We start from the raw sequence: 11,469 nt of genomic DNA on the forward strand, positions 1-11,469 counted from the left end.
CCCAACATGGTCGCCATGTTCGGCATGATCATACCGGAGCCTTTTGAGATACCAGTTACCGTGATTGTCTGCCCATTATGGATCAACTGCTCGCTGGCCCCTTTAGGACGGGTATCTGTTGTCAGAATACCGGAGGCCGCCGCTTCCCAACCGCTCTCGCTCAGTGCCTCTTTTGCTGCAGGCAACGCAGCAACGATCTTCTCAACGGGCAACTTTTCTCCGATTACACCGGTAGAAAATGGCAGGACCTCTGCATCAGTCACCCCCATCAGATCAGCCACGGTTTTGCAGGTCAGCACACCATCATCCCAACCTTCCTGGCCTGTACCTGCATTCGCATTACCGGTGTTAACGACCAGATATCGGGCAGATTTCAATTCCATGTGGCGCTTACAGATCTGCACAGGTGCCGCACAAAATGCGTTTTTGGTAAATACACCCGCTACAGATGCTTCCTCAGGCACTTCCATCAACACCAGATCCTGGCGACCGGGTGTTTTAATGCCTGCAGACGTAGTTCCCAGTTTAAAACCTGCAACCGGGTAAAATTCAGGAAGGGTATCCGGACCTACTGCCATTTCGATATCTCCGTAAATAAAGACAAAGAAAGCAGCCGAAGCTGCTTTGCTGTTAAGAGAGCCGACAACCTAATCCCGACTCTCTAACCTCAGGGGTGGTATGTATTCACACCCCTGTTTGTATCGTGTTTAAGTTATACCAACTTGCCGTGGCACTGCTTGTACTTTTTACCGGAACCACATGGACATGGCTCATTGCGACCCACCTTTGGTGTGTCACGGGTAAACGGCTGTTCTGAACCTTCCGCAACTTGCTTCTCTTCACGCTGCTCAGCACCTTGTCCCTGCTCGCCCATCGCAGACGTTTCATCATGCTGGTAGTTCATTTTCTGACGCTCAGCCTGCTCGCGACGCTGCTGCTCCATCGCTTCGACTTCTTCCGGCTGACGAACCTGAACGTGGCTCAGGATACGGATAACGTCCTGCTTGATATTATCCAGTAGCTCCTGGAACAGCTGGAACGCTTCACGTTTGTATTCCTGCTTCGGGTTTTTCTGTGCGTAACCACGCAGGTGAATACCCTGACGCAGGTGGTCCATTGTCTGCAGATGTTCTTTCCACAAGGTATCCAGCACCTGCAACATCACCTGTTTCTCAAACATGCGCATGGTTTCTGCGCCGACCTGAGTTTCCTTCGCCTGGTAAGCCTCTACCACAGATTCTTCAATCTTCTGGCGCAGAGTCTCTTCATGCAGGTTGTCGTCTTCCTCCAGCCATTTTTCAAGCGGCAGTTTTACAGCGAATTCACTTTCCAGTGCCTTTTCCAGCCCCGGAATATCCCACTGTTCTTCCAGACTTTGCCGTGGAATAAAGCCATCAATGGTGTTTTCAACCACTTCATCACGTACAGCCGACACGGTATCAGAGATATCATCAACCGCCATCAGTTCATTACGCTGACCGTAAATCACGGTACGCTGATCGTTGGCAACATCATCATATTCCAACAGCGCCTTACGGATATCGAAGTTACGACCTTCCACTTTACGCTGTGCTTTTTCGATGGCGTTGCTGACCATCTTGTGTTCAATCGCTTCACCGCGCTCCATGCCCAGCGCCTGCATCAACTGACGCACACGATCAGAGGCGAAGATACGCATCAGGTCATCTTCCAGCGACAGGAAGAAGCGGGAGGAACCGGCATCACCCTGACGACCGGCACGACCACGCAGCTGGTTATCGATACGGCGGGATTCGTGACGCTCGGTACCTACGATATGCAAACCGCCAGCCTCTAACACTGCATCGTGACGTTTCTGCCACTCAGCTTTGGTCTCCTCGATCTGCGCTTCGGTCGGATCGGTCAGTGCTTCCAGATCAGATTCCAGCTTACCGCCTAACACGATGTCCGTACCACGACCGGCCATGTTGGTCGCAATCGTTACCGCACCCGGACGACCCGCATCGGAAATAATTTCCGCTTCACGTCCGTGGTTTTTAGCGTTCAGTACGTTGTGCTGAATATCCTGTTTCTTCAGCCACGCGGAGATCAGTTCCGAAGACTCAACCGATGCGGTACCCACCAGCACAGGACGTTTCTGTTCCTGTGTGCGGCGAATCTCTTCAATGATCGCTTCGTATTTTTCTTCCATGGTCAGGAAGACCTGATCGTTCATATCCTTACGCGCCACATCCCGGTTAGTTGGGATAACGATCACATCCAGACCGTAGATCTGACGTAACTCGAACGCTTCAGTATCCGCTGTACCGGTCATACCCGACAGCTTGTTATACAAACGGAAGTAGTTCTGGAAGGTGGTTGATGCCAGCGTCTGACTTTCCTGCTGAACCGCCACGCCCTCTTTCGCCTCGACCGCCTGATGCAGACCTTCGGACCAGCGGCGCCCCGGCATGATACGACCGGTGTGCTCATCAACAATGACAACCTGATTGTCCTGCACGATGTAATCTTTATCGCGCTGGAACAGGTTGTGTGCACGCAACCCGGCCAAAACGTGGTGCAGCAGGCTCAGGTTCTGTGGTGCATACAAGCTTTCACCTTCGCCCAGCAGTTCCATCTCTGTCAGCAGCTCTTCAACGTAGCTGTGACCGGCTTCTGTCAGCTCTACGGTGCGGTTTTTCTCATCAACCACAAAGTGCTCGTCGATAACCTGAGTGTCATCCTTAGGATCGATCTCACCATCAAACTGTTCGAGTTTTGGGATCAGGGTGTTGATCCGCATGTACATGGCGGAGCTGTCTTCAGCAGGCCCGGAGATAATCAGTGGGGTACGGGCTTCATCGATCAGGATGGAGTCAACTTCATCGACTACCGCAAAGTTAAAGGCACGCTGTGCTTTTTCTTCCGCACTGAAGGCCATGTTGTCGCGCAGGTAATCGAAGCCAAATTCGTTGTTGGTACCGTACGTGATGTCTGAAGCATAAGCTGCACGTTTCGTTTCCGAATCCTGACCTGAGAGAATAACGCCAACCGTCATACCCAGAGATTCGTAAAGCGGCCGCATCCACTCGGCATCTCGGCTTGCCAGATAGTCGTTCACGGTCACAACGTGAACGCCTTCACCCGTTAGTGCATTCAGATACACAGGTAAGGTCGCAACCAGTGTTTTACCTTCACCGGTACGCATCTCAGCCACTTTACCTTCGTTCAGAGTCATACCACCGATCATCTGCACGTCAAAGTGGCGCATGCCCATTACACGGCGGGACGCTTCACGAACGACAGCAAATGCTTCAGGTAACAGCTGATCAAGATTAGATCCCTCTGCTAACCGCTGACGAAATTCGTCGGTTTTAGCTTTCAGCGCCTCATCTGAGAGCTGTTCCAGATCGGCTTCCAGCGCATTGATCTGTTTGACCGTACGGCCCATGCGCTTGAGTTCTCGATCGTTCTTACTTCCAAATACTTTCTTGAACAGTGAGGTCAGCATGTTTTGAGTTTTCAACCTGTCTAATCAAAGGTTTCCGGCCATTATATCCGGCAAATTAACGGAACATTCTAACTCTATTGGGGCGTGGTTTCGAATCTCAAGGGACAAATATTTCGATCCATGCACGACTTTAGTCAATAGCCATGCAATGGTTCGAGCTGGGATCAGGATATTTGTTGATAGATCTAACAAAAAGGCAGAAAAAAGCCGAACACTGAGGTTCGGCTTTTTATAAAGGAGAGTCTGTGCAACTAACGTGTGTTAGTTAGTTCGCAACAACCGGCTTCTGATAGGAGATCGGTGAAGCGGCTTCTTCGTCTTCGAAGGTCACCATTTCATACGCGTCTTCATTGGCCAACAGTTCTCGCAGCAACATGTTGTTCAGATAATGACCGGATTTATAACCAAAGAACTCACCAATCAGGCTTTTGCCTAACAGGTAAAGGTCACCCACCGCATCCAATACTTTATGTTTTACAAACTCGTCGTCATAACGCAGACCGTCTTCATTCAGAATTCGGTAATCGTCAACAACAATGGCGTTATCAAAACTACCACCCAGAACAAGGTTCTGAGAACGCAGGTATTCGATATCACTCATAAAGCCAAAGGTACGCGCGCGGCTGACTTCTTTTACAAAAGACGTACTGGAGAAATCCAGAACAGCTTCCATATTGCGGCCTTCGAATGCAGGGTGTTCGAAGTCAATTTTGAAACCTACCTTAAAACCATCAAACGGACGGAAGGTTGCAGATTTACCATCGCTGCTCACCGTGATCTCTTTCTTGATACGGATGAACTGCTTAGGTGCATCCTGCTCAGCGATACCCGCTGACTGAATCAAGAATACAAACGGTGCTGAACTGCCGTCCATAATCGGTACTTCTTCGGCACTCAGCTCGACAAAGGCATTATCAATACCCAGTCCAGCCATTGCAGATAGCAAATGCTCTACCGTTGCTACACGCACGCCATCTTTACCCAAATTGGTAGACAGTGTAGTGTCAGCAACGTTATGCGCAGCAGCCTGAATATCGACCACAGGGTCCAGATCAACACGACGGAAAACGATACCGTTATTCGCTGGCGCAGGCTTCAGTGTCAGATATACCTTCTGACCTGAGTGCAGACCAATACCCGTTGCTTTGATGCTGTTCTTCAGAGTTCTCTGTTTGATCATATTTTGTGCCGTAACATACCCTGCGCGCGTTTTAGATAACGGGCGATTATACCAAAGTTATAATTGTAACAGCAACCGCAATCAGCCGAGACTCAGTCGTTTTGCTTACGCAAGAACGTTGGGATATCCAAATAGGAATCCGCACTTTGTCTACCCTGTTTGCTTTCCTCTTCCTTCGGCGCTGTTGCTTGCTTAGCCCTACCGCCGTTCAGTGCTTCCTGACGCTGACGACGCAAAACGGTAGGCAGATCGATCTCATCCAGATCCAGTGAGCCGTCCGCTTTTTTAGGCCCTTTTTTAACTTCAGGCGCCTTTTCTTTCGGCTTATCCAATCCCGTTGCTACGACAGTGACCTTTAATTCGTCAGTTAGTTCCGGATCAATGACCGTACCCACCACGATAGTTGCATTCTCGTCGGCATATTCACCCACCAGATCACCCACTTCGGTGAACTCACCCAAGCTCAGATCAACACCACCGGTCACATTCACCAGGATGCCGCTGGCACCTTTCAGGTCGACGTTATCCAGCAGCGGGCTTTTGATTGCTGCTTCTGCAGCTTCCAATGCACGACCTTCACCCCGTCCGACACCGGTACCCATCATCGCCATACCCATCTCGGCCATCACGGTGCGTACATCGGCAAAGTCGACGTTGATCATACCGCCACGGGTAATCAGATCTGAGATTCCCTGTACCGCGCCTTTCAGAACATCGTTTGCCGCATTGAAGGCATTCATCAGGGTACAATTACGCCCCATGACCTGCATCAGTTTGGCGTTTGGAATAATGATCAGGGAATCTACGCAATCACGCAGTTCTCGCAAACCTTCATTCGCCAGTAGCAATCGTTTACGGCCTTCAAATGGGAACGGCGTAGTCACAACAGCGACGGTCAGGATGCCCAGTTCTTTGGCAACCTCAGCCACAATCGGTGCAGCCCCGGTTCCTGTTCCGCCACCCATACCGGCCGTGATAAACACCATATCCGTGCCGGTCAGTGCTTCGGCAATGCGATCACGATCTTCCAGCGCGGCTTTACGACCGATTTCAGGATTGGCACCTGCTCCCAATCCTTTTGTCAGTTCTCCACCAATTTGCAGGACGGAGTTACCCGACATGCTGCTCAGCGCCTGTGCATCAGTGTTAGCGCAAATAAACTCTACGCCTTCAAGGGAGCCTTGTACCATGTGCTGGACTGCGTTTCCGCCTCCGCCACCGACACCCACCACTTTGATCACAGCACTCTGCGGAATGCTATCGACCAGTTCAAACATAACTCTCTCCTTCCTGTTTGACACAGCCACCCTGCCTGGCTGCATCCATTCTGTCTTGCATTGTCGGTGACACTGCATCAGTCACCGCACGAATTCCATTGGTAAGTGCTTCAAAAGTTACCCTGAAACCAGGATTTCATCCGAGTCAGAATATCTGTCTTATTTTTTTCGATGATCGCTATTGGCTCATCCGTTGATGCGGCGGCAAAATCCGAGTCCTGATTGTCCTTTGCATACAGCAATAACCCGATACCTGTGGCATAGATCGGACTGCGCAGAATATCTTCCATCCCACGCACACCTTTCGGATTGGCCAGACGCACAGGCATATGGAAGATCTCTTCCGCCAGCTCGACAGCCCCTTCCATCTTGGATGTGCCACCCGTCAGGACGATGCCTGCGGCGACCAGATCTTCAAATCCACTGCGGCGCAGTTCAGCCTGAATCAGTGTGAACAGCTCGTCGTAACGCGGCTCCACAACCTCAGCCAGTGCCTGTCGCGACAGGTCCCTAGCAGGACGATCACCCACACTTGGCACTTTAATCAGCTCTTCCGGACCCGCCAGCTGCGCCAAGGCACAGGCGTATTTGATCTTGATCTCATCGGCACTCTGAGTCGGTGTACGTAACGCCATCGCAATGTCGTTGGTGACCTGGTCTCCGGCAATTGGTATTACTGATGTATGGCGAATAGAACCGGCGGTAAACACGGCAATATCCGTTGTCCCCCCACCAATATCAACCATACAGACACCCAGCTCTTTCTCGTCTTCAGTCAGCACAGAGTAACTGGACGCCAACTGCTCCAGCACGATGTTATCCACTTCCAGACCACAGCGACGGATACATTTCTCGATGTTGTGCACCGCATTGATTGCACCGGTCACCAGATGTACTTTTGCTTCAAGACGCACGCCAGACATACCCAGCGGTTCTTTGATCCCTTCCTGCGAATCAATCACATATTCCTGCGGCAGGATGTGGATGATCTTTTGATCGGCAGGAATCGCGACAGCCTGTGCCGCATCGATAACACGCTCCAGATCATAATCAGCTACTTCCCGCTCTCGCACAGCCACGATACCGTGAGAACCCAGGCTATTGATGTGGCTGCCTGCAATTCCCACAGTGACTGAATGAATCTTGCAACCAGCCATCAATTCAGCTTCTTCTACCGCACGCTGAATAGAGGTCACAGTGGATTCAATATTGACAACAACACCACGCTTCAGACCACGTGAGGGATGGCTACCAACACCAATGATCTCTACTTCACCATCCAGACCTACGTCCGCGACCAGGCACACTACTTTTGATGTACCAATATCCAGTGCGACAATCATGTTACTTTCCGTTGTCGATCCCATCTCTTTCAACCCGCATTCTCATCATTCGCTTCTGGTTTCCACTTCACGGAAACCCCATTTGCGTAACGAATATCTACTAATTCAATCTGTTCAGCGCGTGCCGACAAAACACGTGTATACAGGTCAAGAAAACGCTCCAACCGTTCATTCACAGCACTGCGTCCCACAACAACCCGAATACCGTTGTCCAACACCAATGACCAGGCTCCACGTTTTTCCAGATCCAGTGCAACCACTTTCAGACCAATCCGTCTGAACATCTGGTTCAAATCGTGGAACTGTGCCATCACCTGCTCAGTATCCTCAGCAGCACCGCTTAAACGCGGTAGCCGCACATATTCTTTCTTCAGCTCCGGCCAGAAGATCTCACCTTCATGATTCAGGAGACCGTCTTCGCCCCAGCGTGCGACCGGCACCTCCTCTTCAACTCTGATTTCCAGAGTCTGGGGCCAATCACGGATCACACTCGCGTTACGTACCCATGGATGGCTCACAACCTGCTCTCGAACGGTGGCGATATCAATACCTAATAAACCCGCTTCCAGCGTTGACGCGACATTGTCTGCCAGCGCAGGTTTATCCAGATGACGCACCGGGCCGGTTACCTTTACCGCTGCAACCGGTTTATCAAGCCATCCCCACACAGGGAGGTAAAGACTCCACAACCCACCAATAAACAGCATCAATGCAGTCAACGTCCACAGTGGCTTTAACCACCAATCCCGGTCTTTATCGACAGCCACGGCTTCAAAAGACTCAGCCTCTTCGGATATCGCTTCGCGAGTCGCCCCCCGCTGCGCAGCGTCCTCGTCTTCTACAATCTCTTCGTTCTGACGTGAACGAAACCAATTCATCAACGCACCGTCTGCCTTAAAATCTCAACCACAAGTTGCTCAAAGCTCACACCTTGCTGCGCTGCGGCCATCGGCACCAGACTATGATCCGTCATGCCCGGCGCGGTATTCACTTCCAATAACTGAAAAGCACCTTCGCCATCCTGCATCACGTCAATACGCGCCCATCCTTCACAACCTGCCGTATCAAACGCATCGATCACCAGCTGTTTAAGTGCCTGTTCCTGTGTTTCGTTCAAACCGTGCTCAAACAGATAGCGGGTATCGTCAGATTCATATTTCGCATCGAAGTCGTAAAAATCGTGCGAAGTTTCCAGCTTAATCACAGGCAATGCCTGACCGTTCAAAACGCCGACGGTGAACTCATCACCACTCATCCAACGTTCAGCTAATACCAGACTGTCGAGTTCTGCGGCATTCTGATACGCCTTTTTTAACTCATCGAGATTGGTGACTTTTGCAATCCCAATACTGGAGCCTTCATGAGCGGGTTTGACAAAAATAGGCCAGCCCAACTGCTCACCGACAGCGGTAAGGTCGGTACTCTCTGTCAGAACTGCATAGGCGGGTGTCGGTAACCCGGCCCCAGCCCACAACTGCTTACAACGAACTTTATCCATACCCAACGCAGACGCCGCCACACCGCTGCCGGTGTAGGGTTTGCCCAGCATTTCCAGCACCCCCTGAAGGGTGCCATCTTCACCGCCGGGGCCGTGTAAAATCAGAAATGCCCGATCAAACTCCGCATCCATCAGCTGAGTCAGCGGATTCAGGTCACCCTGCTCTCCGCCTAAATCGATACCAAACACATCAACGCCGGCACGTTGCAGACCGCCAAGTACTTCGGCACCACTTCTCAGGGAGATCACGCGCTCCGATGACAATCCACCGTAGATCACCGCGACACGCCCAAACTGACGTGCCTCTTCTGTAGTCACCCTGAAAGTAGTCATCCGTTATTCTCCTCTTTCAGCAGAGAAACGCTCTTTAATTTGTGCGACAGAGAGGTAATATCCCCGGCACCTTGTGTCAGTAACAGATCACCCGGTTCAAGCACATCACGTAATACCGTGTGCACATCATCTGCACTTTGAACAAACAATGGATCGATACGGCCACGCTGACGAATGCTGCGGCACATAGACCGGCTATCCGCTCCTGGGATCGGTTCTTCTCCCGCCGCATAAACCTCAAGTAACAGTAACAAATCCGAATCAGACAGGACCTTAACAAAGTCTTCGTACAGATCACGGGTACGTGTATAACGATGCGGTTGGTAAATCATCACTAACCGGCGATCAGGCCAACCTTCACGTACAGCTTTAATAACCGCTTCAACTTCTGTTGGATGATGACCGTAGTCATCCACCAATGTAATCTCGCCGCCGTCCACCGGCAGCTCACCCAACACCTGAAAGCGACGACCGACGCCCTGGAATTTTTTCAGTGCTTCACAGATCGCTTCGCCGCCGAGACCTTCTTCTGTTGCCACCGCAATCGATGCCAGTGCATTTAATACGTTGTGACGGCCCGGCATGGTCAGCGTCACTTCAAGATCATCATGGTTCCCCGGGCGACTCACGCGGAAATGACTGTACATGCCTTCCTGACGCAAATCGGTCGCGCGATAGTCGGCTTCTTCTGAAAATCCGTAGGTCACAATGGCACGGCTGACATCAGGCATCACTTCCCGTACGACAGGATCATCAACACACATCACCGCCAAACCGTAAAACGGGAGGTTATGTAGGAAGTCGACAAAGGTTTTCTTCAGCTTTCCAAAGTCACCGCCATAAGTTTCCATATGGTCGGCGTCGATGTTCGTAACAATCGCGACCATCGGCTGCAGGTGCAGGAAGGACGCATCACTTTCATCGGCTTCGGCAACCAAGTAACGGCTGCCCCCCAATTTCGCATTCGTGCCCGCACTGTTCAGGCGCCCACCGATCACAAATGTTGGATCCAGTCCACCTTCTGCCAATACCGATGCGACCAAGCTGGTCGTTGTCGTTTTGCCATGCGTACCGGCAACGGCGATACCGTGACGATAGCGCATCAGCTCCGCCAGCATCTCTGCACGGCGCACAACCGGAATTCGCTTCTCACGTGCGGCTTTCACTTCCGGGTTCTCTTCATTCACCGCAGTGGATACCACGACAACATCAGCCGCTTCTACATTCTCTTCACGATGACCGATATAGATGCGGGCACCGGCTTCCGCCAAACGGTTGGTAGTCGCTGAGTTTTTGATATCGGAACCGGAAATTTCGTAGCCCTGATTCAACAGGACTTCGGCGATGCCGCACATACCTACGCCGCCGATACCCACAAAATGGATACCACGGATTCGGCGCATCTCTGGCACCTCGAACAGGCTTGGGTTGCGGATATCGCTCATCGTTTCATTGCCTCCAGGCATACTTCAGCAACTCGCTGCCCCGCTTCAGGTCGTCCCAACGCGCGAGCTTTCGTTGCCATATCAAGCAGCGTTTCACGCTGGTTGAATTGTTCTGTTAACAGTTCTTTCAGATAGTCCGCCGTCAGCGCTGGCTGCGGGACCAGTTGCGCGGCATCCAGCTGCGCCAGATAGCGGGCGTTCGCAGTCTGGTGATCATCCACCGCAAATGGGAACGGCACCAGGATCGCGGCAACACCCGCAATCGCCAGTTCACTGACGGTTAAGGCACCCGAACGACATAACACCAAATCGGCCCAACCATAAGCTTCATCCATCTGCTCTATAAACGGCACAACACGCGCATCAATACCGAGCTGCTGATAACGTTCCTGCGTTTCCTCAAAGGTGCGTTTTCCCGTCTGATGCCAGACTTCCGGGCGCTGATCTTCAGGCAGATCGGCCAGCACCTGCGGTAACACATCGTTAATCGCTTTAGCCCCAAGACTGCCGCCTACCACCAGCAAGCGAATTCTACCCGAACGTTGCGGATAGCGCTCTCGCGGATCATTCATTCCCAAAATAGGCCCACGTACCGGATTGCCCACGGTTTCGGTATCTGTTGCACCGGGGAAAGCATCCTCAAAGGCTTCTAACACCCGCCAAGCCATACGCGAGAGAATCTTATTCGTCATGCCGGCAATGGCATTCTGTTCGTGGATAACCAGCGGCTTACCCAGCAACTTAGCGGCTACGCCACCCGGACCGGAGGCAAACCCTCCCATCCCCAGAACCACATCGGGTTTCACTTTTCGCAATACCGATAAAGCCTGCCAAATAGCCAGCAACACTTTAAAGGGTGCGAGTAACAAACTGAGACGCCCTTTACCCCGCAAGCCAGCCACATCAATACAGTGCAACTTGATC

Annotated in this window: 9 protein-coding genes; all 9 read right to left on the bottom strand. The window is 51.7% G+C overall.

The window, feature by feature from the left end:
- Nucleotides 1–578, bottom strand: a 578-nt coding sequence (locus ABYW01_RS05580; protein WP_372831514.1) for a bifunctional ornithine acetyltransferase/N-acetylglutamate synthase, incomplete at its 3' end; no start/stop codon positions are given.
- Nucleotides 579–712: 134 nt separating this feature from the next.
- Nucleotides 713–3,469, bottom strand: a complete 2,757-nt coding sequence (gene secA / locus ABYW01_RS05585; protein ID WP_372831520.1) for a preprotein translocase subunit SecA — start codon at nucleotides 3,467–3,469, stop codon at nucleotides 713–715.
- A gap of 265 nt (nucleotides 3,470–3,734) precedes the next feature.
- Nucleotides 3,735–4,649 carry a UDP-3-O-acyl-N-acetylglucosamine deacetylase gene (gene lpxC, locus ABYW01_RS05590; protein WP_193952120.1) on the bottom strand — a complete coding sequence of 305 codons (915 nt, stop codon included), beginning with the start codon at nucleotides 4,647–4,649 and terminating at the stop codon, nucleotides 3,735–3,737.
- A 92-nt stretch (nucleotides 4,650–4,741) separates the two neighbouring features.
- On the bottom strand, nucleotides 4,742–5,926 hold the full coding sequence (ftsZ, locus tag ABYW01_RS05595; protein WP_372831515.1) for a cell division protein FtsZ: 1,185 nt from the start codon (nucleotides 5,924–5,926) through the stop codon (nucleotides 4,742–4,744).
- Nucleotides 5,927–6,036: 110 nt separating this feature from the next.
- Nucleotides 6,037–7,293 (bottom strand): cell division protein FtsA, encoded by a 1,257-nt coding sequence (gene ftsA, locus ABYW01_RS05600; RefSeq protein ID WP_372831516.1) that lies wholly within the window; start codon nucleotides 7,291–7,293, stop codon nucleotides 6,037–6,039.
- Nucleotides 7,294–7,298: 5 nt separating this feature from the next.
- On the bottom strand, nucleotides 7,299–8,147 hold the full coding sequence (locus ABYW01_RS05605; RefSeq protein WP_372831517.1) for a cell division protein FtsQ/DivIB: 849 nt from the start codon (nucleotides 8,145–8,147) through the stop codon (nucleotides 7,299–7,301).
- Nucleotides 8,147–9,100: a D-alanine--D-alanine ligase gene (locus tag ABYW01_RS05610; RefSeq protein WP_193952116.1), complete on the bottom strand. Its 954-nt coding sequence runs from the start codon at nucleotides 9,098–9,100 to the stop codon at nucleotides 8,147–8,149. Before ABYW01_RS05610 ends, ABYW01_RS05605 begins: the two co-directional genes overlap by 1 nt.
- Entirely contained in the window at nucleotides 9,097–10,545 is a 1,449-nt protein-coding gene (murC, locus tag ABYW01_RS05615; protein ID WP_372831518.1) for a UDP-N-acetylmuramate--L-alanine ligase, read from the bottom strand. Before murC ends, ABYW01_RS05610 begins: the two co-directional genes overlap by 4 nt.
- Nucleotides 10,542–11,469, bottom strand: a 928-nt coding sequence (murG, locus tag ABYW01_RS05620) for an undecaprenyldiphospho-muramoylpentapeptide beta-N-acetylglucosaminyltransferase (RefSeq protein ID WP_372831519.1), incomplete at its 5' end; no start/stop codon positions are given. The genes murC and murG, both read right to left, overlap by 4 nt.

Origin of the sequence: Pontibacterium sp. (assembly GCF_041587635.1) — a bacterium.
Taxonomy (GTDB): domain Bacteria; phylum Pseudomonadota; class Gammaproteobacteria; order Pseudomonadales; family Balneatricaceae; genus Pontibacterium.

What these genes read in the sequence shown, in the direction of transcription:
- murC (WP_372831518.1), bottom strand. Translation starts at nt 10,545, where the DNA reads ATGAGCGATATCCGCAACCCAAGCCTGTTCGAGGTGCCAGAGATGCGC.
- lpxC (WP_193952120.1), bottom strand. Translation starts at nt 4,649, where the DNA reads ATGATCAAACAGAGAACTCTGAAGAACAGCATCAAAGCAACGGGTATT.
- ABYW01_RS05610 (WP_193952116.1), bottom strand. Translation starts at nt 9,100, where the DNA reads ATGACTACTTTCAGGGTGACTACAGAAGAGGCACGTCAGTTTGGGCGT.
- secA (WP_372831520.1), bottom strand. Translation starts at nt 3,469, where the DNA reads ATGCTGACCTCACTGTTCAAGAAAGTATTTGGAAGTAAGAACGATCGA.
- ftsA (WP_372831516.1), bottom strand. Translation starts at nt 7,293, where the DNA reads ATGGGATCGACAACGGAAAGTAACATGATTGTCGCACTGGATATTGGT.
- ftsZ (WP_372831515.1), bottom strand. Translation starts at nt 5,926, where the DNA reads ATGTTTGAACTGGTCGATAGCATTCCGCAGAGTGCTGTGATCAAAGTG.
- ABYW01_RS05605 (WP_372831517.1), bottom strand. Translation starts at nt 8,147, where the DNA reads ATGAATTGGTTTCGTTCACGTCAGAACGAAGAGATTGTAGAAGACGAG.